Source organism: Actinomadura pelletieri DSM 43383 (genome assembly GCF_003634705.1).
Lineage (GTDB): Bacteria > Actinomycetota > Actinomycetes > Streptosporangiales > Streptosporangiaceae > Spirillospora > Spirillospora pelletieri.
On record NZ_RBWU01000008.1, the window covers coordinates 287,900 to 314,312 of the forward strand.

Sequence of the window (26,413 nt, forward strand, 5' to 3'; positions counted from 1 at the left end):
TCATCTGCCAAGGCAGGGTCGGGGTGACCTCCACCCTGCTACAACGCTTCGCCGAACAGCGCCTCGACTTGGTCTGGCTCCACGACGACGGCCGCTACGCCGCTCGGCTGGCCCCGCTGACCGGTGGTGACAGCACCCGCAGACTCTGTCAGTACGGCACCGTCACCGACCCCCCGGCGGCGCTGGCCATCGCACGGCAGATGGTCGGGGGCAAGATCGCCAACATGCGCTCGGGCCTGATGCGTGCCGCACGGTCCCAGCAGCATCCCGACATCGCCGCCCACACTGGTCGCCTCGCCGCCGCCCGTCTGCAAGCACTCGACGCCGACTCGGCGACCCGGCTGCTGGGCCACGAGGGGGCGGCGACCCGCGACTACTTCACCGGTCTGGCCTCCACGCTCGGCGAAGAATGGGACTTCACCTCGCGTCAACGCCGTCCGCCGCCCGACCCCGTCAACGCGATGCTTTCCTTCGCCTACACCCTCCTGCTTTCCGAAGCCGTCAGCGCTTGCGCACTCGCGGGCCTCGACCCGCATCTGGGTGTCCTGCACACCCCCAAGAACGACCGTCCCTCACTCGCCTTGGACCTGATCGAGGAGGTGCGCCCCGTGATCGCCGACGCCGTCGTCGTCCGGTTGATCCGCACCCGCCAGCTGACCCCGGCCGACTTCACCACCACAGAGAACGGCTGCCGACTCGACGACGCCGCGCGGCGGCGGTTCCTGGCCGCTTTCGAGAAGCGGATGCTCACCCTCGTGCACCACCCGGCAGAAGGCCGCAGGATTTCCTGGCGACAAGTCCTGCACGCCCAAGCCCGCCAACTCGCGGCAGCTTTCGAGGACCGGGCCACCAGCTACACAACCGTCAACTGGCGGTGACACACCCGTGAACAACCGCATCCACTACCTCGTCGCCTACGACATCGCAGACGATGAACGTCAGAACGATGTCTCCTTGTTCCTGTCCGGGAATGGCCCGCGCGTGCAACTCTCGGTATTCGAGGTCGAACTCTCCAAGACCGAGGCCGCCACCTTCCGTGACCGCCTTCGCCGGCTCATCAACCCGGACGACGACCAGATTCGGCTCTACCGCCTCAGCCGTGACCGCCTCACCCAGCGCCTGATCATCGGCAACCGAACCCTGGAAGAACGCGTCGACTTCTGGATAGTCTGAAGCCGCCCACCGTAAACTTAAACCGAATACTTGTTAACAGGCCACAGTAAACCAAGGTACGTGCAAGCGCATCACTGCGCGTTAGATGAGTGATCACACCATCCAGAGGTGCCCACTTCAGTGAAGCCACACCTTGACAGGACGAATCCGTGCAACGATCTTTATCGCCGCAGCTCAGAACACCCAAAAACCCGGAAGGGTTCCAACGAACAGCCCGCCCAGAGGGCATAGAAACTCAAAGCGGATCATGTGACCGTCGATCCCCTCGTTCCACGAACAGCCCGTCCAGAGGGCATAGAAACGCAGCGACAGCAGCAGCCGCGCTTCCGGTCAGAGTTCCAACGAACAGCCCGCCCAAAGGGCGTAGAAAGCTTGATCATGCCCTCGCGGCCCGTGAGTGTGACTTGAAGCCCCAAAGAACCGCCTGCCGAGAGGGCGTAGAAGCATAACGCGACCGGCGTGGTTCGTCATGATCTGGACCTCGCAGTTTCCAATACACAGACCGCCCAGAGGCATGGAGACTAAGGTTATGCACGTGTTTAGGGCGTGGCCGGCAGTTCCAGAGAATAGCCGGTCCCAGGACTTGGAAACGCCCGAAGTCGCGCACCGTCTGGGCCAACCGTTTTTACGATCTGTCCGGAGTGCAAAGATGGTACGACAGGCGGGTTCTTGGCCGTGTTTGAGCGTCAGCCTTCGGGCTGTCGTGGTGTGGCGAAGAAAACGAAAAGAGTAGTTCTTTGTTGGAGAGTTCGTTCGTTCAGGTGTGGTCGGGGTGGTGGAACCAGCGGTTGATTTCGGTGCGTATCTGTTCGGGGGTTGGGGCGGTGATGTTGATGGTGTGGTGGGTTTTGGGGTTGCGGATTCGCAGGTTCGCTTCGGGGGGTAGCCATTCGGCGTGGAAGGCGAGGGAGCGCAGTTTCCAGGCCGGGCCGCGTTTGGTGACGCGCAGCCAGATCGGGGAGGCGCGGCGGGCCGGGGCTCCGTCGAGGACGGTTTCGGCTATGGCGGTTCGTCCGGCTCGTTTGTCCTGGTAAGGGATGGGGAGGCCGAGGGCCCCTGCCAGGAGGGGGGCTTGTGGGTGTCCGCCGTCGAGGAAGGGCTTGGCGACGGTGTCGTAGGTGGCGGTGCGGGCGGCGCCGGGGCCGTGGCGGTCGCCGCCGAGGCGGAAGTTGCGCCACCATTCGCCGGTGGTGGCGAGTGCGTTCGCGGTGGAGCCGGAGCCGAGGTCGTCGTCGGGGGCGGTGGTGTAGTGGTTTTCGGCGAAGCAGGGGTAGCGGGGCTGGTTCTGGTTCGGTGTGGTCGGGATGGCCAGGTCGTTCAGGACGTTGCGCACGCAGTTCAGGACGGCGCCCAGGTCGCTGGGTGAGTCCGTTGCCAGCCAGGCCGGGTCGAAGTGGCGGGTGTCCAGTGCCGGGACGGTGGTGACCGCGAGGGTGCCGAGGCCGCGTCGGGTGCGGGCGCCGAGGCCGCCGAACGTCCGCAGTCCCCAAAGTGCGGCGAGGAACAGGTCGGCGTGCAGGGCGGTGCCGGTGTTCTTCACTCGCAGGTTCAGGGTGGTCCCGTCGGGCAGGCAGCGGGGCGGCGGTGAGCCGAGCAGGCCGGGGCCGAGCAGGTATTTGGTGCCGAACGCGGCTTGCTTGACCGGGTAGGCGGTGAGGCCGATGCGGGGGCCGCGGAGCAGGAGGGGGGAGGGGCCGCCGGTGGTGGCGGTGCGGGCGGCGCCGAAGACGGCCGATTCGGCGGTGAGGAGGGCGGTGAGGTCGTTGCCGAGGTGGGCGCCTGCCAGGGCGCGAAGCCAGTAGCCGAGAGCGCCCCGCAGGCTCGGTATGGGGAACGGAATGGTCTGCCGTGTGGTGCGGTCGCCTTTGACGGCCTCGTCGGGGAAGGTGCCGAGGAAGGCGGGAGTGACGATCCGCAGGGTCAGATCGTGCCAGCGGGGTGCGGTCATGGGGCCTCCCTTGTCAGCCTGTTCGTCGCCAGGAAACGTGGGCCAGAGGTGCTGTGGCGGGCTGGTCGTCCCAGACGATCTGGAGGAAGACGCCCGCGGCGAAGCTCCACGCGGTGGCCACGGCCACCATGGTCAGGATCGGTAGGCCCTGCCCTTGGCAGCCGGTGTCGGCGTACCAACAGGCGACGCTGAGCGGAGCGGGTTCGCCAGGCTGGGTGTCGGGGTTCTCGGCGAACACCGGGAGCAGGAAGCGCAGCCCGACGAGGGCGACCCAGAAGGCGTGGGCGAGGCCGAGGAGCCCGATGCCCAGGGGGCGGCGGGCGAGCCGGAGGCCGGTGACGCCGTGGTTGGCGGCCTCGATGACGAGGTAGCCGATGCCTGTGGCGGCGATGCCGAGGGCGGCGAGGGCGGCGGGGCCCGTCTCGCCGGGGCCGCCGCGCCACCAGTCGGGTGCGAGCGCGGCCAGGGAGACCAGTCCGATGGCGGCACCCGCGGGCTGGCGCAGCATCCAGGGCCAGGCCGCCGCGCGGTCGAGCGCGGTGGCGGCGACGATGAGGGCGTATCCGGCCGCGGCGGTGCCTGCGGCGGCGGTGTGGGCCCAGGTCGATGGGCTGATGGACGCGAGGACGAACAGGGCGGTCGAGGCGGCCAGAACGGTCGCCGCGGCGGCCGTGGTGAGCCGGGCGGAGCGTCCGAGGAGCCGAACCGTCGCGTGTGTGGCGGGCCACCAGGCGAAGCGGGGGAGGAGCTGGCGCTGGACGATGTGTCCGGCGACGGCGCGGTGGACGGCCTGCGCGTCGCGTTCGGTGTGGCCGTCGTTGGGCGGTCCGAGGCGGGAGGGCAGCAGCGGCGCCGAGGCCAGATGCACCAGATCGGTTTCGAGGTCGCTGATGCGCGCCGCGAGCTGCGGCTGGTCCTCGATGGTGGCCAGGACGGCGGCCCAGTCGTCGCGGGCCTGCTGGGCGAGGGAGAGCAGCCGCCGGTGCGCGGCCGGGGCCGTCCCGGAGCCGTCCTCCAGGCGCCGAAGATCGTCTGCGGGGACGCTGATACCGGGCACCGGTGTGGCGGCGTCCAGGACGGGGGGCGGCGCGAACGGCAGCGACAGCAGGATCCACCGGGTTCGGGTCAGGTGGGCGGCGGCGACCCGGTGCCCGTGGGCGGACAGGCCCGGCACCGTCCCCGACGTGGTGAGCTCGAACACCGCCTCGTACAACTCGACCAGAGTGCACCATTTGGAGGTGTTGAGCACCGCCGGGGTGAGCCGCTCGACCACGTCGGCCGGGCGGTAGGCCAGGACGCGGACGATGCCGGGACGATGCGCCGCGATGGCCTGGATGGCCTCGCGCCATGCGGCGATCCGCTCGGTGGAGGAGGCGCGGCCTTGCACATCCGCGGAGCCGCCGAGCAGGTCTTGGCGGGCGGCGTCCGTGTCGGCCGCGGCGGGTGGGACGCCCGGTAGCCGCAGCGAGCGGGCGAGCCGCTCGGCCCACGCCCGGTGGTCGGCGCTCAACCGGTGTCCCCGATCGAGCCGACCACCGCTTCGCCGAGGACGGCGAGGTAGCCGTAGCCGAAGGCGTTGAGTCTCAGGGTGCCTTGCTCGATGTCCCAGGCCGCCCCGCGCAGCCGCGGCTGGCCCGGGCTCTGCCCCGCCTTGACGTGGTTAAGTTCGACGCGCATGTCCTCGATCACCTCGGCGGAGAAGCGGCGCAGCTCGATGCGGTGCGTCTGGGCGTCGGCGCCCGCCTCCTCGTAGACGTAGCGGGCCGACACGCGGTCCGGGGCCAGGGAGTGCAGGAGTTCGGACATGGCCAGGGTGTGCAGCAGGGTCGCCTTGTAGCCGCCGGTGAGGTGTACCTGGACGGGACGGCCGGTGTCGAACGCGGCGCGCAGCACCAGGCCCATCCCCGCTACGGCGAGGATGAAGCCGTTGCGGGGCTGTCTGGGGTCCAGGCCGCGGAGCCGGACGATCGACACCGGGCCGGCCGCGTACCGGGGGTCGACGGCGGCGTCCTTCAGTTCGGCGGGTGTGGTGGTGTAGGTGACGCCGGTCAGGTCCGGGCCGGTGAGGTGCTGCGCCACGCACAGCGCGGACGCGATCCCGGCGCCGGTGTCGGAGGCGACCAGCGTGACGGTGTCGCCGCGCGAGGCCATTTCGGCGAGCGAGCCGGTGGTCGAGGCGGCCAGGGTGTGGGTTTCGGCGGACAGCGGCCCCGGGTCCCAGGCGCCCAGCCGCACGTCCTCGGCGTCGGCGCCCGTCTGCTCGACCCACCAGTCCGTGACCTGCTCGTCGGGCAGGCGCGGCAGGGCGCGCAACCGCCCATGGATCCGGTCGGCGAAGTCGGCGGCGGTGGCCCCGAGTGGCCCGGTCCGGGTGCGCAAAGAGTGCAGGATGGAGATACCGCACGGCACGACATAGACGGTCACGGCGCGTCCGTCCCGGCGGTCAGGTAGCCGTAGCCGGACGCGGTCTTGGCGCCGACGCCGATCTCGTCGACGGCGGCGCCCAGCAGTTCGGTCATCCGGTCCACGTCCGGTTCGGGGCCGATGAGGTGGGTGACGAACGCGCCGTCCTCGACGGCCAGGAACGGGATCGGGATCGGGTTGAGGTATTCGGCGGGCGGGGCGGGTGCGTTGCCGCCCGGTGCGCGGTAGGTGCGGGCGTGTGGTGTTAGGACGTGTTCGGTGACGGTGACTCCGCCCGGTCCCGGTAGGGCGTCCAGTATCGTGACCGCTCCCTGGACGGCGTCGCCTCGTGAGCCGGGCCGGGGCGCGCCGAACAGCCGGACGATCTCGTCCTCGGCCGTACCGGCGACATCGCGGGCGAAGGCGTGAGCGACGCCTTTGAGCGCGGTGCCGGGGATCATCGGCCATCCGTAGGTGCCGTGCAGGGTGATGCCGACATTGCGGACGCCCGCGTCGCCCGTGCCCGTCACGACCGCACCCTGGGCCTCCAGCCGCATGATGCGCACGGCCCCTTCGGCCGCGGCGGCCAGCGCGGCGACGGCGGCGCGGCGGCGCAGCTGGACGGCCTCCAGCAACCTGTGCGGGCGGGACCGGTCCCCCGCGGCGCGGCCTTCCCCGGGGCGGTGCTGGCCCAGGGACGTCGCCGTCGCCCACCGGCGGACGGGCTCGTCGTCCAGCGCGTCGGCCCCGCTCTCGACGCCGCCCAGGACGGCGGTGCGCAGCAGCACCAGGCGGGCGTTGGCGCCGTGCAGCGGGGTTCCGTGGGCGCTGCGGGGGCGGAACTCGGCGGGTTCGTCCTTCTCGCTGGGAATCTGGTAGCGCCGGTTCAGAGGACCGGCGATCAGCTCAGTCATCGTCGCCTCCCGCCATCGGCCCCTCCAGCGCTTCGGTGAGCCTGCGCAGCCATATCGCCAGCAGCTCGGTCCGCTCCGACGCGCGGGCCATCGCGCCCGCGCTGGTGACCGCGGGGTCGCCCAGCGCGGTGAACAAGGCGAGCGCGTCGGCGGGCGGCGCCGCCCAGCCGAGGTCCCGCGACACCACCTCCACCAGCGCGGCCCGCACCGTCTCGTAGGCGGCGGGCAGCGGGCCCGGCCCGGTGGACTTGGCGTACAGGAACGCCAGCGTGGCGGGCAGCCCACCGGTTCGCAGCTGCGCGGGCAGGCCCTTGAGGCGGCTCACGACCTCCGGTGACCAGCCGCCCTGCTGCCGGATGGCGTCCACGATCTGCGACGCCTGCGCGGCCAGCCTCTGGTCGAGGCGCACGGGGCTCACGAGTCCGCCTCCCCTGCCTGGGTGCCGGGGCGGACGACCCGGCACCACATCAGGCCCTTGCCGACCGTCTCGTCCCCGCCGACCTGCACGACCTGGCCGTCCAGCTCACCGGCCAGCGTGTCCAGCTCCGCGACCCGGCGGGTCTCCAGCAGCGCGACCATGACGGTCTCGGCGGGCAGGTACTCGCTGTAGAACGGGCCGTGCGCGACCGTCTTGGTCGGCACCCCGTCGACCTCGGCGCCGAGCTGGACGCGGGCCACCACCGGTGTGCACTCGCGCGACAGCGCCTTGAACAGGTCGGCCGACACCACGTACAGGCGCTTGGCGAGCAGATTGCGGAAGAACGCGTGTTCGGGCGTGGGCGGCAACGCCAGATCGGCGACCGCGGCGGCCCACTCCCGTACGTTCGGCGACCCCTGGGCCGTGACCTGGTAGGAACCGAGTACCGCGTTCTGTCGGACGTTCGTCCCGCCCACGACCCAGGCAGAGTCGTCGCCGGGATCGTCCGGTGTGTCGGCCGGGCCGATCTCCACCCCCACCAGCGATGCGCGGCGCGCGAGCCGGGCCCGTACCAGCGGCGACAGCGCCCAGGCGAAGGTGTCGACGAGCGTCGGCACCGGCAGCGCGACCAACTGCGCCTCATGGACCCGGATCGAACCCGGTGTCAGGGGCCCGGCCGCCTGCCCGCGCTTCGGCGGCTCCGCCCCGAAGATCGTCGTCCAGGTCGCGGGATCCAGCCGGGATCTGGTGTGCTCGCGCAACGCCCCCTTGAGGCTCTCGCCCTTGATGATGGGATACCCGGTTCCCACCTCCCGCTGGATCGGCAGGTCCAGCGCTCCCGAGGCACCCTCACCACCGGCGTGCACCGGAGTCTCGGCGTACAGGAAAAGCAGGGCACGATGCGGTGTCGCCACCATCGATCCGATCACCAACTCCCCGTGAAGGTCCATCCGAAGCCCGCCGTGGCGAGCGTCTCCTCGGCCTGCCGTAGCGGTTCGCGGGCCAGTGCGCGGGCTGCCGCCAGCGCCGCCGTCTCGCTGGGGAACCGCAGGTAGTAGACGCCCCCGGCGGGCACCGCCCACAACAGCCGCCCCCTGCCGCGGAACCCGCCCGTGAACCGGTCGGCGGTGATCGTGGTGATCACCTGCGGCCCACCGGTCGCGGCGGCGACCAGCTCGCAGCCCGGCCACACCGACAGGTCCGGCAGCCATCCGCCGGTGAACACCGCCGGTGTCGCCAGATACAAAAGGAGACGGCCGCCGGTCGCGGTGGCGGCCGGTTCGGGCAGGGCCGGCGCGGCCAGCTCGCGGACCTGCGCGCCGCGACCCCGGCCTCCGAACGCCACCGTCCGCGCGGGGGGAACGTCCGGCCCGTCCAGGCAGCGGACCGCGAAGCCCGCGCCCGGGTCCAGCCGCAGATGCTCGGTCGCGTACAGCAAGCCGTCCGCCGCCCCGCCGCCGTCCTCGCCCGCCAGCCCCACACGCCGCTCCACCTTCCATGGCGGTTCGCGCCGGTAGTCGGGGGACACCTTCCCCATCGACAGGTAGCCCTGTAACGCCCGCAGGTCCCACCAACCCTCGACAGGGTCGCCGTCGCCCACCAGCCGTCCAGAGCATGGGCGCAGATCGTCCACGACGCCGTCGGGCACAACCGTTTTGACTCGTAGACGCTCGGGCGGGACCGCCGTCCCTGCATCGGTCACGACCACGTCCCGCGGGACGGGCCACACCACGCGGCCGTCACCGGTCACCGTGAACGGGCCCGCCAGCCGCGACGGAACCTCAACGCCCCGGGCGTCGGCGCGCAGCCCCGCCCCGGGGGCCGCCCCGTAAGCCGCGCCGACCGCACCGCCCAGCGTCGTGGGGCTCGGCAGCACCGTCCGCGCCACCGAGTCCTGGCCCGCGTCGAACGGTCTGCCGTCCCGGACGGTGACGGTGTCCAGCGGCTCGAACAGCAACCACCGCTCGGCGATCACGCCGCTCCCTCCGCCTCACCGGCACCTCGCGTCTTGGCCAGGAACCGTGCCACCAGCACGGCGTTCGCCGCGTCGAGCACATGCCGCTCGGCCGGATCGGCACCGCAGAGCGCCGACAGCGTCTCCCCGGCGCGTGCCGCCCGTGCGCGCGGGACGCCCTGCCGGACCGCCCGCCGCGCCAGCTCCCGCGACCGCCACTCCCGGTCGAGTTCGGCCAGCCCCACCCGATCGGCCTCCAGCCCCGCCGCCAGCCGCCCCGACAGGGAGCCCGCCAGATCCGCCGCCAACGCCTCAAGGTGCGAGACGGTCGGAACCTCGGGAAACGCCGTGACATCCCACCACGGCAGCACCACCCGAGTCCGTTCACCGCCCCGGTTCAGCACCGCCACGCCCAGCCCAGGCCGCTCCCGCTCCTTGGCCTCCGCCAGCAGCCCGTGCACGGTGTCGACCGCCGACCGCAACGGCCAGGACGCGTGGAAGAACACGACCGCCGAACTGGCCGACTGGCGGCGCCGCAGCAGCCCGCGCAACTCCTCGTCGTCCCCGAACAGCCCGTTGACGTGCCGGACCGCGGCCAGCGCCGTCCTCGCCGGCACCAACGCCAAAAGGTCATCGCCACCCGCGTACACGACCTGACCCAGATACTCGGCGTGGATCGCCGCCGCCTGAGCCGCCCCAACTCTGGCGATGCCGGCGGAAACCCGCCGATGCCAGTCCAACGGCTCGTCCTCGCCGGTTGGGAAGGAACCGAGGCGCCTGCCCATGTGGTCGGCGTCCTGGGCGACGATCGCCAGGTAGGGGGTCAGCGGAGCCAGCCCCCGCCTTCTTCGCCGCTCGGCTCAGGTCGGCCGCCGCCTCCGCTCCCAGCGCACACAGATCGGTGTCCGGCGCAGCGGCCAGATCATGATCGCGCTGGAGCCCGCCCGGTTCCCACGTCTCCGGCGCGCACCATGCCCCCTCCACCCGGCGCAGCCACGCCAGCACCTCATCATCAGATCGTGGGACACCGGGCAGATCGCCGCCACGCCGCCTCAGCGCCGCCCGTTCCCGACCATGATGATCGGCACATAACGCCTCCACCGTTTCCCGCAGAAACTCTGCCTCATCCCGCAGTTCCCGGTTCCGCGCTGCCGCCTCGATCACCGCGGCCCGGAACGGCGCCGAGGCCACCGACCATGTCGAGGCGAACCGCTCCCCGTGCGTCCGCGCGTACCACCGCTTCACATGCCCGACCGGCGACAACCGCTCACCCGCACGCGGACCGAACCCCGCAGGCCGCCGCCGGTCCTCGACGGCCGGCCACCGCGCCGTCAAAGCGCAGATCCGGGCCTGAGTCACCGCGACGCCCGGGAACTCCCGCACCCGCTTGCGCGCCGTCAACGCCTCCAGCGCCCTCGCCCACTGCTCCCGGTATCCGCCGCTCCCCACCGCCACCGAAACCCAACGCACCACCGGAAAACCCGAGGTCTCCCGCACCGGATGCTCTGTACCGGCGAACGTCTCACCCAGGTACGACTCCCACAGCGCCGTGACCGCACGCGCCATCGCCCTCCCCAGCTCAGGCCCCTGCCCCGACGCGGTCAGCACGACGACCCGGTTCGGCGTCCCCGCCACCGCATCACCCCCAGGCATGATCGGCACCGTGTCCGGACGCCCCCGCGCGACCGTCACGGCCGCCCGCGCCAGATGCGCCACCAGCGCACTCCCCGAATGCAGGTCAGCGGTCGAGCGAGATTCCAGGATGAACGGCTGCACACCAGCCACCGAGAAAACGACCAAATCGCCCGCATTCACGCGGCCGACCCAATGTTCGCCACAGCGCCCCTCCGCGCCAGGCCCGGAGGCCCGAAGTAGGAAGCACCAAGCTAATGGCACACCACACTCGCCCCCACACCGAACGTAACAGGATGACCGATACCGGCAATCCGGTGGCGCCCCCACAGCGACGAAGTCAGGCAGATTCCGACCGGCCCAGCGCAGACCAGTCGAAAACAGCGACCTTCGCCGCCCCCACCTCCGTCACGGATCAGCGCCCCTCGGCAGAGCCGAGACGAAGATGGTCAGCGCCCACGGCCGGCACCTAGTCACCTCGGTCCTGACCGAAGCGGCCAAGACAGCGACCGAAGTAGTGGCAGCCGCCCTGTACAGACGGCCGGTCGATCTGAACCCGAGTCCGGCCGTCCACCCGAACCGGGCCGTCGCCGTCGCCATGGCGGACGGCCCGGAGGCGGGCCGAGCCCTCGTGCGGGACCTGACGGCCGACCTGCAGGGGCGGCATTGATCCGGCGCCCGAGCGTTTCGCCACCACTTGGTCCGGGTTCCTGCGCTCGCAGGCCAAGGCGCTGCCAGGGTGTGACTTTCTGGAGGCCATCACGCTCACCGGCGCCCGCATGTACGTGCAACTTTGGGTGGAAAGTGTCTACCCGGACTCTCGGTCGTCCGGCCCGGTCGGCGATTCCGACGGGTCCTCCGAATCCTGCGGGTCGATCTTCTCCCGGCAGCCCTCCGGATCCCTTGCCTGCTCGATGCACTGCCGGGTCTGCTCTTCCGTCGGGGGAACCCCCGGCGCCTCTCCGGTCTCGTCGCCCGACGGCTGCACTGGCTCGACCGACCCAACGCCCTCCGGCCCGTACTCCTCGATACAGCTCTGTCGAACACTCAATCCTTGAGGGTGTTTGCACTCGGCTGGAAGGCTCCGCTCGGGCTCCTGGGTCGTCCGCTGAGGGCTCGATTTCGGAGCCTGTCGAGTCCGACTCGGGTCCGGCGTCGTCGGGGTGGGCGCTTGAGTGGTCGGGGATGTCCGGGTCGTCGGGGGAGCGGGCGGATTCTCTTGCGCGCACCCGGAAGCCAGCACCGCCGCCGCACCCATGATCGTTGCGATTGCGATCTTCACGCCGGGCTTCTGGACGGGTGCGCTTCGACCCGACCGGGAGCCGGGCGCTGGGAGAGCCTCCTGTTGACGCAGCGCATTCGGGGCGCGGCGCTCGGACTCGGAGATCCGCGTGTCCGCGCTTGGCCTGCTCACCTTCATCGGCTGGCCCCCTTGTCGGAAGGTTCTTCCAGGTCAGAGCCAGGTCCTAGGGGACGGAGTGCCCGAAGAAACGTGGTTCGAACGCGAACACCATGGCAGCGGCAAGAACCACACCGTCCGACCCGAACCACTCACCCGCCGGACCGACACCACCGGCACCGCCGGGCGTCGCGGACGGCCGCCGCGTGCCAGGTCGATCAGTTCCCAACCAATGCCGCCAGGGGCAGGAGGGGAGACGTCAAGCAACCTCCAGTGCGATACCGTCGCGCCGCTCGGTCGGCTCACGCTCCCGGATCTGTGCCGCCCGCCCCTTCACCGCCGCCGCCACCTGGAAGTCCTCTACCACGTTTCGAGGTCAACTTCTGCGGGGGCTGGCCAGGGAAGGCCAGAGCACCTGGAGCAACTCCTGCAGGAACAACCAGGTCATTCACGACGACGCCTACTGGGTGCGTGCGATTTGAGTGACGATAAGAAATCCTGGCAGGCATGGCTTCTTTATCCGCTGAGCGACTCTCCGTGATCCTCCAGGTCCAGGACGGGCAGTACATGGTGGATGCGGTGGCGGACGAGTACGGCGACGACTGGCCCGAGCCGGAGGACTCTCTCACGACAGGAGAGGAACACTGGGTCTACGTGATCACCGGGACATCCTGGGGTCCGGTCACGGTCCATACCCAGAATCTGTCTCAACCGCCTGACGAGGTAGAGCCAGGCTGGGAGATCGTTGTCGAACGCGACATCCTCGCCCGTCAAGGTGTCCTGACGGTGGAGAACCTGTACCAGAGCAGCGCCACGGGCGGGCTCAGAGTGCGTCCGGGACGTGCTCGCCTTCGGGTACATGCTCGGGGCCGAGCCGAAGCGCGAGCCAACAAGGCACTGGAGGAGCCCATCGAAGCCCATCTCCTCCAGATCTGGCCGACCGACGCACCACAAACTCCCAGCATGCTTGTTGGTCCCGACGAGTACGGCCGCACCTACCGGTAGACCCGGCCGGGAATGGGTGGGGCCCAGCGAACTCACTCACCTTGGAATGATCTCGGGTCGCCCGGGATAACGTACGGACTCGAGGGGCCGGGTCACCGTGACGACCTCCAAGAGTCTGCCCACACGTGTGTGTTGAGGTCTTACATGACCCGCGGGCGGTGGTGTTCGGCTAATAGGACGGCGGCAAGGTCTACTACGTGTGCGGTCCGAAGGGCGCCTGCTGGGAGGGGCATCCCGCGGTCGTCCGTGTGCGTGAGAAGCCACTGGTGGCGGAACTGAATGAGTTCTTCATCCGTGTGGTGTTCCGCGTGCCCGCCGAGACTGCCCCGCTGGCCGCCACGATGTGCGAGTCATGGTTGCGGGGGGGGGCGCCAGAGCCCGAAAATCGTCGGCGATGCCGAGGAGCGCGGGGTCGATGGTCTTCGCCTCACGCAGAGCTTGGCGAGGTGGTGGTTGCGGGACGGGACGAGCCGGGCGTGTTCTGCGGACGCACGAGTTCGGAAGGCTCGTCTACCGGCAGGCCAAGTCTCGGTCACGGTTGATCATTGTGAGTTGATCTTGCGTCGACCCGGGTAGGTCGTCGGCACCAGTTCTCGGGGGGTGGAGACCGTGGTGAGGAAGTATGCGGCCGAATTCGTGGGGACGCTGCTCCTCGTCTATTTCGCGGTGGGTGTGGCGACCCTGTCGTTCGGTTTCGGCCTCGCCGGCAGGAGCGTCGCGGCGGGTATGGTCGCGACGGCGTTGGCGTTCGGGCTCGTGCTTCTCGTCCTGGTCTACGCGATCGGCCCGATCTCAGGTTGCCACGTCAATCCGGCGGTCACGCTCGGTGTGCTGCTCGCCCGCCGGATGAAGCCGGTCGAGGCGGTCGGCTACTGGGCCGCCCAGTTCGCGGGCGGGATCCTCGGCGCGTTGCTGCTGTGGGCGACGTTCACCGGCTCGCCGGTCTACCGCCGGTCCGTGACCGGGCTCGGCGCGGACGGGTGGGGCGCGGCCAGCCTCGTCCGGATCAATGTGGGCGGCGCGTTCCTCGCTGAGGTCGTGCTGACCGCGCTGTTCGTGTTCGCCGTCCTCGCGATGACGAGCGAGGCCGCCATCCCGTCCGTCAGCGGCGTCGCGATCGGCCTGGCGCTGACCACCGTGCACCTCATCGGCATCCCGATCACGGGCACCTCGGTCAACCCCGCCCGCAGCCTCGGCCCCGCCCTCGTCGTCGGCGGGACCGCCCTGGAACAGGTGTGGCTGTTCATCATCGCCCCTCTCGCCGGCGCCATTGTCGCCGCCGCCGCACACGCCTTCCTACAGCCTCCGGTCAAGGAGACCCCGCTACCGCCCCCGGAGGACGCCGTCCCAGAAGCAGGCGTTGCCAGATGACCGAGCCGCGCGGCACCTAGCGTTTCCTCGGTGAGGTTCTGTCATCTGTGGGAGCCGGGCTCCATATGTCCATGGACGTCGACACGGGGTCCACCGAACGCTTGGCGGGCCTTGGCCAGGACGTGCCGGACCTCGTCACCAGCACGGCGTGAACGCTGGTCGATCGCGTGGACGGAGCGGTACGCGGACGCGAGGCCGAGATCGAGGACCGGCGACGCCGTCTCGTCCAGAATCCCGAACTCCCGGGCGGAGTCGCCGACCTCATGAACGACATCCGCAGGCGCTCCACCGAACGCAACACCCGGATCGAACAGCTCGAGAACACCGTGCCGCCGCAACACTGCCCGGAGCTTCTCGACCTCCTACCAGGCAGTCTCGACAGACTTCTGGTGAAGCCGTCTACGAACCAGAGTCAGCCGCGTTCAGCGGCGCCGACGCCAGGGAACTCGCTCACAGCCTCTTCCACAACGACCATGTCCTACGAAGCGCGACCGGGGGCCGATCGGCACTCGGACGGCGCGTGGTCCGTTTCATTGTGCCAACTGCTCCTTGTCGAAGCCGGCGATGGTCTTGTACCCCTCGCTGAGGGCGACGATCTCATCCCGGGTGAGGACATCGTCGATGTGATCGAAGGGCTGGTCGCCGGTACGTTTGTAGACCTCCCGAAGGATCGCGTCCGGCGGATTCCTGCGGTTGGTGAGGACCACCTGCGCCGTCGCCGGCAGGCGGGCTTCCTCGTAGCGGCGCAGTGCGGTGACCGGATCGGTCCGGGCCAGGTGTTCGGCCAGCACTCCACCATCGAGGATGGCCTGTGCGGCGCCGTTGGAACCGCGTGGAACCATCGGGTGCGCCGCATCGCCCAGGAGGGTGATCCTCCCCTCGGTCCAGTGGTCCAGCGGGTCCTGGTCCACCATCGGATACTCCAGGACTTCGTCGGCTGCGCGGATCAGCGCCGGAACGTCGAGCCAGTCGAAGTGCCAGTCCTCGAACGGACCGATGAAGTCCTCGATGAGCCCTGGGGTGTTCCAGTCGCGCTTGTCGCGCATGGGCGCTTCGCATTCGGCGACCCAGTTCACCAGTTGGCGTCCCCGTTCGTCGACGGCGTTGCGGATGGGGTAGATCACCATTTTTCCGGTCGCGAGCCACCCGGCGCGCACCATCGATGCGCCTGACAGGAACGGCGGCCACACGGTGACGCCCCGCCACATCATGTAGCCGGTGTACTTGGGCTGCGCCGCTTGGGGGTGGAACTGCCGGCGGATCGCCGAATGCACACCGTCTGCGGCTACGACCACGGCGGCGGAAGTGAAGTCGGTCGATCCGTCCGAATGCCGTATCTCTACGGTCGCGCGGTCTTCGTCCTGTGAGGCGGACACCACCCGGTGATCGAGGCGGACCGCATCGGCGCCCAGGCGTTCCCGCACGGCATCCAGCAGCACCAGTTGCAGGTCGCCGCGGTGGATCGAGAACTGCGGCCATGTGTAACCGGCGTGGCGGCCGACGGGCTCGCTGTAGATGTGCTGCCCGAACCGGTTGAAGAACGCGGATTCGGCCGTTGTCACCGCGACCGCCGCCAACGCGTTCTCCAGCCCCAGCCGGGACAGGTTGCGGGTGGCGTGCGGAAGGAGATTGATGCCGACGCCGAGCGACTCCAGTTGCGGGGCGGCTTCGAGGACGACGCATTCGATGCCTCGGTCGTGCAGTTCCAGTGCCAGGGTGAGGCCGCCGATACCGGCACCGGCGATGGCCACCGTCGGCTCAGTCGCCATGGCTTCCTCCTGTGGTCTCCAGCAGCACCTTCAGTGCCGTTCCGGTGTCCATCGCCGCGTAGCCCTTGGGGGCGTCGGCGAGCGCGAGCGTGCGGTCGATCAGTGCTGAGAGGTCGAGGCCGCCGGCGCGTACCTCGTCGATCAGCCCGGGAAGATAGCGGCGGGCGGGCGCCACCCCACCGCACAGGTTGATCTGGCGTGCGAAGAGCCGCATCGGCGCGACCGGCTCCACACCGTGCGGGACGCCCACGTATCCCACCGCTCCGCCGGGCGCGACCACCTCAAGCGCCGTGTCGAAGGCGGCCTGCGCGCCGACGCACTCCACCACCCGGTCGGGCAGCCGGCCGCCGAGCAGCTCGCGCACCCGCGCGACCGGCGATTCGTCGCGGGACACCCGCAGGGTCTCGACGTCGAACCCCTCGGCGACCGTCAGCCGTGCCGGCTGTTCGCCCAGCAGCACCACCCGCCCGGCACCCATGCGGCGTGCCGCGTGGGCCGCCGAGATGCCGACGGCCCCGTCGCCGATGACGACCACGGTGTCGCCGGGGCCGACGCCTGCGAGGACCGCGCCGTGGGTGCCGGTGGCGTACACATCGCACAGCGGCATCAGAAGCCGGGCCAGTTCCGTGTCGAGCTCGCCGGCCGACCACGGCAGAGGGACCAGGGTCGCGTCCGCGAAAGGCACCCGGATGGCCTGCGCCTGTGCGCCCGCCCAGTCCTTGCCCCAGATACCCGAGTCCTCGCACAGGGGCTGCAGCCCACTCCGGCACTGGTCGCAGTGGCCCTCGGAGAAGGCGAACGGCGCGATCACGGTGTCACCCGGCCGGACCGATGTCACGTCGGCGCCGACGTCCAGGACGCGTCCCATGAACTCGTGGCCGATGCCGCCGGGGGCGTGGGGGACGATGCCGCGGTAGGTCCACAGGTCGGAACCGCAGATCGCGGAGTACAGGATCTCCACGGTCGCGTCGGCGGGGTCGACCGGGCGCGGGTCCGGAAACTGCTCGACCGTGATGTCGAAGGGTTTGTTGAACCTCGTGGCCAACATGGTCAGCCGCTCCTCTCAGGCCGCGTGCACGGTGGTGGGCAGCGCGCTCAGCCCGCGGATCAGCTGGTTGATGCGCCGCTGCGGCGTGCCGACCTCGAAACGCGCCACGCGGTCGGCCAGCGCCTCCAGGATGGAGTGGCCCTCCAGCCGGGCCAGGCCCTGGCCGGCGCAGCCGTGCATGCCGTAACCGAAGGCGACGTGCTCGGCGGGGTTGCGGCGGACGTCGAAGCGCTCCGGGTCCGGCCAGCGGCGTTCGTCCCGGTTCGCCGACGCGTACAGCATCATCACCCGCGAGCCTTCGGGCAGCACCATGCCCTCGACGTCCACGTCGCGGGTGGTGACGCGGCAGAAGAACTGGACGGGCGACTCGATGCGCAGGATCTCGTTGAACGCGCTCGGGATCAGGCCGCGGTCTTCGCGGACCGCGTCCCACTGGTCGGGGTAGGTCGCGAAGTACCAGACGGCGTTGCTGATCGCGTTGATCGTGGTGTCCAGGCCGGCGGTGACGTAGGCGGACATCAGCGGTACGCAGGATTCGGGCTCGATCTTCCCGGCCTCGGCGGCCTCGTAGATCGCCCGGCCCATGCTGCCCGGGGCCAGCTGGTCGGGGGTGGCCCGGGTCGCGAGGTACACCAGCTGGTCCTGGAGCAGAGGGAGGGCCGCCTCGGTGCGCGGGCCCTCGGGACCGCTCGCGGAGAAGGCGGCGTCGGCCCAGGTGAGAACCTTGTCCCGGCCGTCCTGGGGCAGCCCGATCAGGTCGAGCACGATGGAGAGCGGGAAGTCCTGCGCGAGGTCGGTGACCGTGTCGAAGCCGCCCTTCCCGACCAGGTCGTCGACCAGCTCGACGGCCCGGCGCCGGATGTCGTCGCCGAGCTTGCGGATCTCGCGCGGCGACAGGCGCTCCGCCAGGACGCCGCGGAGCCGGTCGTGCTCGGGCGGATCGGTGGCGATGATCAGGCCGCGGGTGGCCTCGTTCGCGATCTCGTTGAGGCCGATGCCGCTGGCCGAGGAGTAGGTCTCCCAGTCACCGAGGGCGGCCCGGACCTGGGCGTAGCGTCCCATGGCCCAGACGTTGAGGCGCGAGAGGTAGCAGACCGGCCCGGCGTCGCGGATCCGCTGGTAGAGCGGCCACGGGTCGAGTAGCGCCTCGTCGGTGAACAGATCGAGGTCCAGGGCTGGTACGGGGCTGGTGGTCAAGGTGGCTCCAGAGACGAGGTGGGAATGGAGGTCACGCCGCGGGCGCGGGTGCGGCGAGCTTGTGGAGTCTGCCGATCGGGACCCGGCGGTTCACGGTGCCCGCGGCGACCGGGCGGCCGTCGAGGACCCACTGGACGAGGGCGTCGCCATCCTCGAGCGAGCCGTCGAGGACCGAGAGTTCGGTGCCGGGACGGATCTCGCCCGCGATCTTGATGTCCAGACCCCACTGCTCGGTCCAGAAGAACGGCCTGGGCCGGTAGACCGGGGCTTCGGCGCCGCGTACCAGCGCCGCCGCGGCGACGCGGGCCTGGTCGAGCGCGCTGGCCCAGTGCGGGGTCCGGCGCAGGCCGCCCGAACCGTGGGGCCGGGCGACGAGGTCACCGGCGGCGACGATGTCCGGCCGTACCCGGCAGCGGCTGTCCACGCGGACCCCGGCCGGCGAGGCGAGCCCGGTGCCGGCGAGCCATTCGACGTTCGGCCGGCAGCCGGCCGCCGTGATCACGACATCGGCCTCGTGCACGGTCCCGGAGCCGGTGCGCACGCCCGTGACCTCCTCGCCGCCGAGCAACTCGACACCGCCCGCGGCGCGGGCGAGGACGACGCCCGCGGCGGTGGCGGCGGCGGTCAGTCGGGCCGCGAGCTGCCGGCCGAACTGGCGGACCAGATGCGGATCCTGATCGATGACGGTGACCTCGATGCCGAGGGAGCGCGCGGAGGAAGCGATCTCCATGCCGAGGAAGCCACCACCGATGATCAGCGCGGAGCGCGCGGTGGTGAGCCGGTCACGCAGCGCCAGCGCGTCGTCGAGGTCGCGAACGACCAGCTCGCCGGAAGACGAGCCCAGGCGCCGGGCGCGGGCGCCGGTCGCGAGGATGAGCCCGTCGTAGGGCACCTCCTCGCCGCCGGCGAGCAGCACGCGCCGGCGTTCGGCGTCCAGGCCGGTCGCCCGCGCGCCGGTGCGCAGCGTGACGTCGGAGGGCAGGGCGGTCATGAACACCGACTCCACCGGCTCGGTGCCCTTCAGGACGGCCTTCGACAGCGGCGGCCGCACATACGGTGCGTAGGACTCCTCGCTCAGGACGGTGATCGGGCCATCGTGTCCCTGCCGGCGCAGCGCGTCCGAGGCGGTCGTCGCGGCGACCGAACCGCCGACGATGACGATCGTGCCGGTACCGCTACGCATCGGTGAGCTTCAACGCGGCGACGGGGCAGACGCGTACGGCGGCCTGGGCGCCCTCGATGTCGGCGGCCGGGACCTCCTCCAGGAGGATCTCGAGTTCGCCTTCCTCGTCGAGGCGCAGCAGGTTTGGCGCGGACTGTTCGCAGAACCCGTAGCCCTCGCAGCGGGCGCGTTCCACTGAGATCTTCATGCGACTTCTTCTTTCGTGCTTTCCGGGATCGCGGCTGTGCCGGGCTGGTTCAGACGGGGTAGGTGCCCGGAGTGCTGCGGGCCGTGACCCACTGCCACTGGGTGAACTCGTCGAGATTCCAGTGCCCGCCGTAGCGGCCACCGTTGCCGGAGTCCCGGGTGCCGCCCATCGGGACGTGCGGCGCGTCGTTGATGGTCTGGCCGTTGATGTGCACCATGCCGGTGCGCAGGCGGGTGGCCATGTCGAGGCCGCGCCCCATCGAGGCGGTGTGGATCGCCGCCGACAGCCCGTACCGGGTGGCGTTGGCGAGCTCGACCGCCTCGTCGTCGCTGGAGAAACGGGTGACGGGGAGCACCGGACCAAAGATCTCTTCGCTGAAGGCGCGGACCGAGGGCGTGACCCGGTCGAGGACGGTCGGGCTGTAGAAGGGGCCGTCCTGCCGGCCACCGGCGCACAACACCGAGCCGGCCTCCACCGATTCGGCGACGATCTCGTGGACCCGGTCCGCCTGGCGCTTGCTGATCAGCGGCCCCACCCGCACCTCGGGGCGGGTGGGATCGCCGACGGCGAGCGACCGCACGTAGGAGGTGAGCCGCTCGACGTACTCGTCGGCGAGCGACTCGTGGACGAGGTGCCGGCCGGTCGCCATGCAGATCTGCCCATGGTGCAGGAGCGAGCCCCAGGCGGCGTTGTTGACGGCCATCGCGAGGTCGGCGTCGTCGAGGACGATGTAGGCGTTGTTGCCGCCGAGTTCGAGGACGACGCGTTTGAGCATGCCGCCCGCGATCTCACCGACCCGGCGCCCGGCCGCGGAGGACCCGGTGAAGGAGATCACCGCGGTGTACGGCGACCGGACGACGGCCTCGCCGACGTCGGCGCCCCCCGGCAGGACGTGGAGCAGGCCGTCGGGGAGTCCGGCCTCCTCCAGCATCCGGGCGAGGACCACACCGCCGCTGACCGAGGACTCCGGTGCGGGCTTGAGCAGCACCGCGTTGCCCAGGGCCAGCGCCGGTGCGACGGCGCGGATCGCGAGCATGAGTGGAGCGTTCCACGGTGCGATGACGCCCACGACGCCGACCGGGACGCGGCGTGCCATCGACAGCACGCCGGAGACCTCGTGCGGGAGCAGGTCGCCACAGGGCTGGTCGACCAGGGCGGCGGCCGCGGTGAGCTCGCCGACGGCCTTGGTGATCTCCTGCGCGGCCTTGGGGCGGGTGCATCCGGTCTCGCGGATCATGAAGGCGACGATGTCGTCGCGGTCGGCCTCCAGCGCCGCGGCGGCGCGATACAGCACCGCGCCCCGCTCCCTGAACGAAGTCGCCGCCCAAGCGGGCTGCGCCGCGGCGGCCGTGGCGCCCGCCGCTTCGACATCCGGGCCGGAAGCCGTGCCGATGGTGCCCAGCTGGATCCCGGTCGCCGCCTCCGAGACGGCGCCCGGCCCACCGGAACCCTCCCGCCAGCCGGACGAGTACAGCCTGCCGGTCCATGTCACAGGATCGAGGATGCTCACGTGGATCTCCATTTCGACGGGCGTCGAGCCGTCCTCGCCGGACGCCTTGGCCGAACGGTATGTGCGTGGCCACGGTCAGGGCCTTCACCTGGTGTATTAAGCTCGGCTCAAAATTTCCGACACCGTGTCGGGATGGGTGGTCGGCAGTTGAACGTTGACGATGTGATCCAGAACCTCGCCGAGCAGCTCGATCGCTCACTCGTCCTCTATGACACCGAGCTGAACCTCGTGGCGTTCAGCGCGCACGACGACGACATCGACGAGGTGCGCCGAACGGTGATCTTGAGCCGTCGTGGTACCGCGCGAGGTCGGGAGATGATCCATCAGGCGGGCGCTCACCGCGCCCACGGCGCGGTGGTGATTCCACCTGACGAGAAGACCGGCGCGCCGGCCCGGGTGATCGTCCCCATCCGGCGCGGCGAACGCCTCGTCGGGTACATCGCCTACATTCATCCCGGCACGCCTGATGATGAGGGAGCGGATTGGCACCGTGACGCGCTCGACGCGGCCGCTGCTGATCTCAAGGAGTTGCTGCACGAACGTGAACTCAGCCGCAAACGCGAGCTCGCACACGTCAATGAGCAGTTGAAAGGTGTCCTGTCCGGCGATCCCGAGACACGGGCCGAGGCCGCGAAGGTGCTGCGCGACACACGCATGATCGGTGCGTCGGAGAGCTATACGGCTCTGGTGCTCAGCGTCGGCACGCCGGAGGGGGAACTGTCCATCGAGGACCGGCTGGTCCTCAACGACTGCATGGCGGATCTGCTGCGCAAGTCGCCCTCGAAAGTGACGGGGACGGTCCTGGACACGCATGCCGTCGCGATCACGCCGCGCCGCGTCAACCAGGAACGGATCGCCGAACACCTGGGCGCGGACGGGCTCTCCCGGCTGCGCGCGGGCATCGGTGACCCGCGGGCAGAACTCGCCGACGCGGTCGAGTCCTACCGGGAGGCCCTGGTCGCGGCCCGGGCGGCCGCGCTGGACGAGGCGACCTACGGCCCGATCGCGAAGTGGTCGGACCTCGGACTCGACCGGCTACTCGTCCAGCTCCCGCTCGCCTCACTCACCCGCAGGGATCTGCCCCCACCGCTGCAGAGACTGCTGGCCGTCGCGAACGGGCCCGATCTCATCACCACGCTGGAGTGCTACCTCGACAACGCCTGCGACGCGCAGGCGACCGCGCGGGAACTCATGGTCCACCGCAGCACGGTGTACTACCGGCTGGACCGCATCCAGAAGATCGGCGAGATCGACCTGGGACGGGGCAGCGCCCGCCGGGAGATGCACACGGCGCTGCGCGTCGCGACGCTGGCGCGCCTGCGCGGCACGCACTGACGGCCGTTCGTCGCCTCACTGGTGGCACAGCCGCGCGCCCACCGTGGTGAGGTGGTCGGTGACCAGGGCCCGCGTGCGCTCCGCGTCGCCGGACTCGATGGCGCGATAGATCCTCTCGTGCGCCTCGATCGTACGGATCATGGACTCTCGGGTGGTGCCGTTCGCGTAGTGCGCCCGCCGGGAGCGCCCGAGCGCCTGGACCGACGCGGCGACCGCGGGGTTCTCCGACGCCGCCCCCAGCGCGGTGTGGAACCGCAGCGCGGACTCGGTGAACGCCTCCGGGTCGGCGGTGAGGGTGCGCGACTCCGCCAGCGAGGCGCGAAGCGCGGACAGCCCCGCCGCGGAGCGAACACGCGCGGCGAGTGCGCCCGCGGCGGGTTCGAGGGCGAGCTGCGCGTCCAGGAGCCCGGTGCTGTCGAGGCCGATCAGATGCAGCTGGACCGACATCGCGTCCGCGTACTGCTCGATGCGATCGACGGGCGGTGCCACGTCCAGTGTGCGGTAGTTCCCGGCCCAGTACAGCAGCGGCGCTCCGTCCCGTCCGCCCGCCGCCACCACCTCACCGATGAGGATCTTGTGGTCGCCGCCGGGCAGGATCGCGTGCAGCTTCGCGTCGAACCAGCTCAGGCAGTCGCTCACGATCGGCGCACCGGTGGTCATCGACTCCGTCGCCAGATTCGGGAACTCGCCCTCGGCCCGGCCCCGTCCGCGGGTCGCAAAGTACCGCGACACGTCCTGCTGCTGATCGGCCAGGACGCTCACGGCGAGGCACCCCGATTCGCGCACCTCCGCGAGGAACGGGCTCTGGGAATTGACCGACACCGTCACCAGCAGCGGGTTGAGCGACAGCGACACGAACGACGAGCAGGTGATGCCGTAGACGTGGCCGCCGTTGCGGGTCGTGACGATCGTGACGCCGGATGCGAAGTGCCCGGCGGCCTTCTTGAACCCGGTCTGCGGGTCGGTGGCGGTCATCGCGTGTTCCGCAGCGCGTAGATGTCCAGGGTCAGCTCGCCCGACCGCAGCCTGTCCATGTAGGCCTCCTCCTTCTCGACCCGGGCCCGGGCCGCCTCGACGATGTCGTCCACGCGCTCCGCCGGCAGGACGACGATGCCGTCCTGGTCGGCGACGACGAGATCGCCACGTCGCACGGGGCGTCCCCGCACCGTGATCGGCTCGCCGACGGTCCCTCGCCACGCCTTTCTGGTGCCGCGGATCGCGATCGACGAGGAGAACGCCGCGAAACCGAGCTGCTCCAGCTGCGCGGTGTCGCGCACACCCCCGTCGATGACGAGTCCGCGCACCCCCCGGGCCTGGGCGGCGACGGACAGCACCTCGCCCCAGAACCCGCAGCGCGATCCCCCGGCGTCGACGACCAGTACGTCACCGGGTGCCGCCTGCTCCAGCGCCCAATGCAGCGGCAGGTTGTCGCCGTCGGCGGCGAGCACGGGCAACGCGGCCCCGCACAGGCGGGCGCCGGGCCAGACCGGCCGCAGCTCGGGGTCGAGGTCGCAGTCCAGGCGGGCGGCCTCGAACAGCGTCGCGGTGCCCATCGCCAGCAGCGCGGTCTCGTCGTAGGTGGACGGGATGGTGCTCATCGTGTTCCTCGGCGCTGCAGTTCGTGGTAGCCGTGGGCGGCCCGGGCTTCGGCGATGGTGGCACCGGCGAGCGCGCCGGCGAGGATCCGCTCCTCACGCTCGGCGATCTCGACGGCGAGGCCGACGACGTCGGCGAGAGCCGTCGAGGGGATCGCGACGGCGCCGTCCTGGTCGCCGACCAGCAGGTCGCCCGGGCATATCTGCACTCCGCCGACGGGCACCGGGCCGCCCACCTCGGCGACCTCGACCCGGTCCTTGCCGGTGCGCATGAACCGCCCGCGGCTGTAGATCGGGTAGCCGAGGCCGAGCGCGCGGTGTACGTCACGGCAGACGCCGTCGATGACGGTGCCCGCGACTCCCTTCGCGTGCGCCACGGCCGTGAGGATGTCGCCCCACACCGTGCAGTCGGTGCGCCCCTGGTTGTCGAGGACCACAACCGATCCCGGTGCGACGTCGTCGAGGTAGTCGCCGACGGTTCCGGGCGGGTTGCCCGCCGGCCGGTAGCGGACGGTGAACGCGCGTCCGACCAGGCGCTGCCCCGGCCCGAGCGGTGCGAGCCCGTGCAGGCTGCCGGGCAGTCCGAGCCTGTCCAGCGCGTCGGAGAGGGTCGCGGTCGACAGGTCCCCGAGCCGCGGGTCGACGGGGATGGCGGGCACGGTCACGGGATCTCCTCGGCGGTGGCGGCGGGAAACTGGCTGTCGTGCATGACCTCGACGATCGAGCGGCCCGCCCGCACCGCCGCCGCCATCGCGGCCTCCCGGGCGGTGATGCGTTCGGCGAGGGCGATCACCCGTTCGCCGTGCTCGGCCGCGATGAACGCCACGCCGTTGCGGTCGGCGACCACCAGGTCGCCGGAGCGGACCCGGACGCCGCGGATCTGGACGGGCACGTCCATCGCGTCCTGGACGATCCGGCCCCGGGCACTGACCGGAACGGCGGCCCTGGCGAACAACGGCAGGTCGAGACCGGCGCATTCGGGTACGTCACGGCAGGCGCCGTCCACGACGACCCCCGCGACCCCCGCGGCCGCGGCGGCTTCGGCGAGCAGCCCGCCCCAGCATGAGACGTCGGTGCGCCCACGGTTGTCGATCACGATGACGTCGTCGGGACGCGCGGAGGCGACGGCGGGGCTCGCGATGTGCGTGGTCGGACCGGCCGCCGCCCTCGGGCCCGCCTTGACGGTGCGGACCCGTCCGGCGACGGTGCCCGGGGACGGCCACATCGGGGCGAGTCCCACGGTGGCGCCGGGCAGCCCCAGGGTGTCCAGGGCGTCGGAGACGGCGCACACGTCCAGCGACCGCAGGCGCGTGATCGCATCGGACGCGGTGCCGGGTTCGTCGAGGGAATCAGTCATCGGTACGGCTCCAGGTCACGAAGCCCATGGCGTTTCCAGTGCCGGCCTCGGTGCGGTAGCAGGGACGGTAAGCAGTGGAGGCGACGGTCAGCCCGGTCTCGGCCGCGATGGCGGCCACCGCGATCCAGCTGCGCAGTTCGGAGGTGCCCGAACGCAGCAGGGCCGGGTCGATGGAGGTCAGGTACCGCTCGTCGCCGGACTCCAGGGCCGCGAGGAAGCGCCGGTCGAGTTCCTCGTCGATGACGAAGTGCGACAACCCGCCGGAGGCGATCACGCCGACCCGCAGGTCCTGGGGAAAGTCCGTCAGGGCCCGGCCGAGCGCGCGGCCGAACTGGTAGCTACGCGCGGCCGATGGCGGGTTGGGCTCGTAGAAGGTGTTGATGAATACCGGGACGAACGGGAGGCGGCACTTCTCGCCGAGTATCCGCTGGTAGATGAAGCCCCACCCGTGCGGGACGCCGTGGTTGGCGTACCGGCCCGGCGGCAGCGCGCGCGACGCGGCCACGTCGAAGCCGGACCCGCCGGCCTGTTCGATCAGATGCCGGGCCAGGTCCGGGTGACACTCCCGCACGACCGTCCGCGCGGGCACATCGCCGAGCGCGGCCTCGGCCAGTCCCGGCGCCATGGCCGCGAGCTGGGCCTCGGTGAACGGCACGTGCGCGACGTCCTCGCCCCAGTAGATCGCGAACGTGGGCAGTAGCTCGTCGCCGTAGACCTCCTTGTGGTCGCTGCTGACGATCACGAGCACGTCGACGTCGGCGGCGGCCACGTGCCGTCCCAGCCGGTCCATCGCCTCCTGCGAGGCGTCCCAGTTGGCCTGCATCGCCTCGGGTGTGCAGTGCTCGGAGAAATCCTTGCGCAGGGTCCGGAGTGACGCGAAGGAGTAGGTGCGTCCCCGGAATTCGAGGGCCTGGTTACGCCGGTCGGCCACCGCGCGCTCGGACCAGCCGGTCGGCGGCGTCTTGAGCTGGGGTCCGTGCGAGCAGCCGATCCCGGTGACTACGGTCGCCATGGC

The 26,413-nt window shown here is 70.8% G+C and carries 27 protein-coding genes and 1 pseudogene; 6 read left to right on the forward strand and 22 right to left on the reverse strand.

The features are described 5' to 3' along the window. Positions 1 to 2 precede the first annotated feature (2 nt). Positions 3 to 878: a CRISPR-associated endonuclease Cas1 gene (gene cas1 / locus BZB76_RS32015; protein WP_121438164.1), complete on the forward strand. Its 876-nt coding sequence runs from the start codon at positions 3 to 5 to the stop codon at positions 876 to 878. Positions 879 to 885: 7 nt separating this feature from the next. Then, the gene (cas2, locus tag BZB76_RS32020; RefSeq protein WP_121438165.1) at positions 886 to 1,173 is read left to right on the forward strand and encodes a CRISPR-associated endonuclease Cas2; all 288 of its coding nucleotides are present in this window, start codon (positions 886 to 888) and stop codon (positions 1,171 to 1,173) included. Between the two features lie 757 nt (positions 1,174 to 1,930). Here cas2 and BZB76_RS32025 read toward each other — a convergent pair. The 9 genes and pseudogenes from BZB76_RS32025 to BZB76_RS36795 form a co-directional block, all read right to left on the reverse strand. Continuing rightward, positions 1,931 to 3,121 (reverse strand): RAMP superfamily CRISPR-associated protein, encoded by a 1,191-nt coding sequence (locus BZB76_RS32025; RefSeq protein WP_121438166.1) that lies wholly within the window; start codon positions 3,119 to 3,121, stop codon positions 1,931 to 1,933. A 13-nt stretch (positions 3,122 to 3,134) separates the two neighbouring features. Next, on the reverse strand, positions 3,135 to 4,631 hold the full coding sequence (locus BZB76_RS32030) for a hypothetical protein (protein ID WP_121438167.1): 1,497 nt from the start codon (positions 4,629 to 4,631) through the stop codon (positions 3,135 to 3,137). Next, positions 4,628 to 5,545 carry a hypothetical protein gene (locus tag BZB76_RS32035; protein ID WP_121438168.1) on the reverse strand — a complete coding sequence of 306 codons (918 nt, stop codon included), beginning with the start codon at positions 5,543 to 5,545 and terminating at the stop codon, positions 4,628 to 4,630. The genes BZB76_RS32030 and BZB76_RS32035 overlap by 4 nt, the downstream gene beginning before the upstream one ends. Beyond that, complete coding sequence (cmr6, locus tag BZB76_RS32040) at positions 5,542 to 6,438, reverse strand: type III-B CRISPR module RAMP protein Cmr6 (RefSeq protein WP_121438169.1); 897 nt, start codon at positions 6,436 to 6,438, stop codon at positions 5,542 to 5,544. Before cmr6 ends, BZB76_RS32035 begins: the two co-directional genes overlap by 4 nt. Next, positions 6,431 to 6,856: a type III-B CRISPR module-associated protein Cmr5 gene (locus tag BZB76_RS32045; RefSeq protein ID WP_170180862.1), complete on the reverse strand. Its 426-nt coding sequence runs from the start codon at positions 6,854 to 6,856 to the stop codon at positions 6,431 to 6,433. The genes cmr6 and BZB76_RS32045 overlap by 8 nt, the downstream gene beginning before the upstream one ends. Beyond that, the gene (cmr4, locus tag BZB76_RS32050) at positions 6,853 to 7,785 is read right to left on the reverse strand and encodes a type III-B CRISPR module RAMP protein Cmr4 (RefSeq protein WP_170180863.1); all 933 of its coding nucleotides are present in this window, start codon (positions 7,783 to 7,785) and stop codon (positions 6,853 to 6,855) included. Before cmr4 ends, BZB76_RS32045 begins: the two co-directional genes overlap by 4 nt. After that, positions 7,782 to 8,831, reverse strand: coding sequence for a type III-B CRISPR module-associated Cmr3 family protein (locus BZB76_RS32055; protein ID WP_121438172.1), 1,050 nt, complete (start codon positions 8,829 to 8,831; stop codon positions 7,782 to 7,784). Before BZB76_RS32055 ends, cmr4 begins: the two co-directional genes overlap by 4 nt. Then, positions 8,828 to 9,595, reverse strand: coding sequence for a Cas10/Cmr2 second palm domain-containing protein (locus BZB76_RS32060; RefSeq protein WP_420534839.1), 768 nt, complete (start codon positions 9,593 to 9,595; stop codon positions 8,828 to 8,830). The genes BZB76_RS32055 and BZB76_RS32060 overlap by 4 nt, the downstream gene beginning before the upstream one ends. A 907-nt stretch (positions 9,596 to 10,502) precedes the next feature. Beyond that, positions 10,503 to 10,772: pseudogene (locus BZB76_RS36795) on the reverse strand (type III-B CRISPR-associated protein Cas10/Cmr2); the annotation flags it as partial. Between the two features lie 187 nt (positions 10,773 to 10,959). Here BZB76_RS36795 and BZB76_RS35065 point away from each other — a divergent pair. Then, entirely contained in the window at positions 10,960 to 11,112 is a 153-nt protein-coding gene (locus BZB76_RS35065; RefSeq protein ID WP_170180843.1) for a hypothetical protein, read from the forward strand. 138 nt (positions 11,113 to 11,250) lie between these two features. Here BZB76_RS35065 and BZB76_RS34410 read toward each other — a convergent pair whose 3' ends face one another. Further along, positions 11,251 to 11,493 carry a hypothetical protein gene (locus BZB76_RS34410; RefSeq protein ID WP_147449629.1) on the reverse strand — a complete coding sequence of 81 codons (243 nt, stop codon included), beginning with the start codon at positions 11,491 to 11,493 and terminating at the stop codon, positions 11,251 to 11,253. 855 nt (positions 11,494 to 12,348) lie between these two features. Here BZB76_RS34410 and BZB76_RS32080 point away from each other — a divergent pair. Beyond that, positions 12,349 to 12,846, forward strand: a complete 498-nt coding sequence (locus BZB76_RS32080; protein ID WP_121438177.1) for a hypothetical protein — start codon at positions 12,349 to 12,351, stop codon at positions 12,844 to 12,846. 612 nt (positions 12,847 to 13,458) lie between these two features. Continuing rightward, positions 13,459 to 14,217 carry an aquaporin gene (locus tag BZB76_RS32085; protein WP_246007344.1) on the forward strand — a complete coding sequence of 253 codons (759 nt, stop codon included), beginning with the start codon at positions 13,459 to 13,461 and terminating at the stop codon, positions 14,215 to 14,217. 41 nt (positions 14,218 to 14,258) lie between these two features. Here the strand turns inward: BZB76_RS32085 and BZB76_RS32090 are convergent, their stop codons facing one another. The 7 genes from BZB76_RS32090 to BZB76_RS32120 form a co-directional block, all read right to left on the reverse strand. Then, on the reverse strand, positions 14,259 to 14,558 hold the full coding sequence (locus tag BZB76_RS32090) for a hypothetical protein (RefSeq protein ID WP_121438178.1): 300 nt from the start codon (positions 14,556 to 14,558) through the stop codon (positions 14,259 to 14,261). Between the two features lie 189 nt (positions 14,559 to 14,747). Beyond that, a complete protein-coding gene (locus BZB76_RS32095; protein ID WP_121438179.1) occupies positions 14,748 to 15,986 on the reverse strand; it encodes a flavin-dependent oxidoreductase in 1,239 nt (412 codons plus the stop codon). Then, on the reverse strand, positions 15,976 to 17,034 hold the full coding sequence (locus BZB76_RS32100) for an alcohol dehydrogenase catalytic domain-containing protein (protein ID WP_121438180.1): 1,059 nt from the start codon (positions 17,032 to 17,034) through the stop codon (positions 15,976 to 15,978). Before BZB76_RS32100 ends, BZB76_RS32095 begins: the two co-directional genes overlap by 11 nt. 15 nt (positions 17,035 to 17,049) lie before the next feature. Beyond that, positions 17,050 to 18,231: a cytochrome P450 gene (locus BZB76_RS32105; RefSeq protein WP_246007345.1), complete on the reverse strand. Its 1,182-nt coding sequence runs from the start codon at positions 18,229 to 18,231 to the stop codon at positions 17,050 to 17,052. Between the two features lie 31 nt (positions 18,232 to 18,262). Further along, the gene (locus BZB76_RS32110) at positions 18,263 to 19,414 is read right to left on the reverse strand and encodes an NAD(P)/FAD-dependent oxidoreductase (protein ID WP_121438181.1); all 1,152 of its coding nucleotides are present in this window, start codon (positions 19,412 to 19,414) and stop codon (positions 18,263 to 18,265) included. Then, positions 19,407 to 19,601 carry a ferredoxin gene (locus BZB76_RS32115; RefSeq protein WP_121438182.1) on the reverse strand — a complete coding sequence of 65 codons (195 nt, stop codon included), beginning with the start codon at positions 19,599 to 19,601 and terminating at the stop codon, positions 19,407 to 19,409. The genes BZB76_RS32110 and BZB76_RS32115 overlap by 8 nt, the downstream gene beginning before the upstream one ends. A 49-nt stretch (positions 19,602 to 19,650) precedes the next feature. Beyond that, positions 19,651 to 21,111, reverse strand: a complete 1,461-nt coding sequence (locus BZB76_RS32120; RefSeq protein ID WP_246007346.1) for an aldehyde dehydrogenase family protein — start codon at positions 21,109 to 21,111, stop codon at positions 19,651 to 19,653. A gap of 147 nt (positions 21,112 to 21,258) precedes the next feature. Between BZB76_RS32120 and BZB76_RS32125 the strand changes: the two genes are divergently transcribed. After that, the gene (locus BZB76_RS32125; RefSeq protein ID WP_147449630.1) at positions 21,259 to 22,446 is read left to right on the forward strand and encodes a PucR family transcriptional regulator; all 1,188 of its coding nucleotides are present in this window, start codon (positions 21,259 to 21,261) and stop codon (positions 22,444 to 22,446) included. A 15-nt stretch (positions 22,447 to 22,461) separates the two neighbouring features. Here the strand turns inward: BZB76_RS32125 and BZB76_RS32130 are convergent, their stop codons facing one another. The 5 genes from BZB76_RS32130 to BZB76_RS32150 are packed head-to-tail and all read right to left on the reverse strand — an operon-like array spanning position 22,462 to position 26,410. Further along, positions 22,462 to 23,421: a flavin reductase gene (locus BZB76_RS32130; protein WP_121438185.1), complete on the reverse strand. Its 960-nt coding sequence runs from the start codon at positions 23,419 to 23,421 to the stop codon at positions 22,462 to 22,464. Further along, on the reverse strand, positions 23,418 to 24,044 hold the full coding sequence (locus BZB76_RS32135; RefSeq protein ID WP_121438186.1) for a 4-carboxy-4-hydroxy-2-oxoadipate aldolase/oxaloacetate decarboxylase: 627 nt from the start codon (positions 24,042 to 24,044) through the stop codon (positions 23,418 to 23,420). Before BZB76_RS32135 ends, BZB76_RS32130 begins: the two co-directional genes overlap by 4 nt. Then, positions 24,041 to 24,706 (reverse strand): RraA family protein, encoded by a 666-nt coding sequence (locus BZB76_RS32140; protein WP_121438187.1) that lies wholly within the window; start codon positions 24,704 to 24,706, stop codon positions 24,041 to 24,043. Before BZB76_RS32140 ends, BZB76_RS32135 begins: the two co-directional genes overlap by 4 nt. Then, positions 24,703 to 25,398, reverse strand: coding sequence for an RraA family protein (locus tag BZB76_RS32145; protein ID WP_121438188.1), 696 nt, complete (start codon positions 25,396 to 25,398; stop codon positions 24,703 to 24,705). Before BZB76_RS32145 ends, BZB76_RS32140 begins: the two co-directional genes overlap by 4 nt. After that, on the reverse strand, positions 25,391 to 26,410 hold the full coding sequence (locus BZB76_RS32150) for a DODA-type extradiol aromatic ring-opening family dioxygenase (RefSeq protein WP_121438189.1): 1,020 nt from the start codon (positions 26,408 to 26,410) through the stop codon (positions 25,391 to 25,393). The genes BZB76_RS32145 and BZB76_RS32150 overlap by 8 nt, the downstream gene beginning before the upstream one ends. Positions 26,411 to 26,413: the final 3 nt, after the last annotated feature.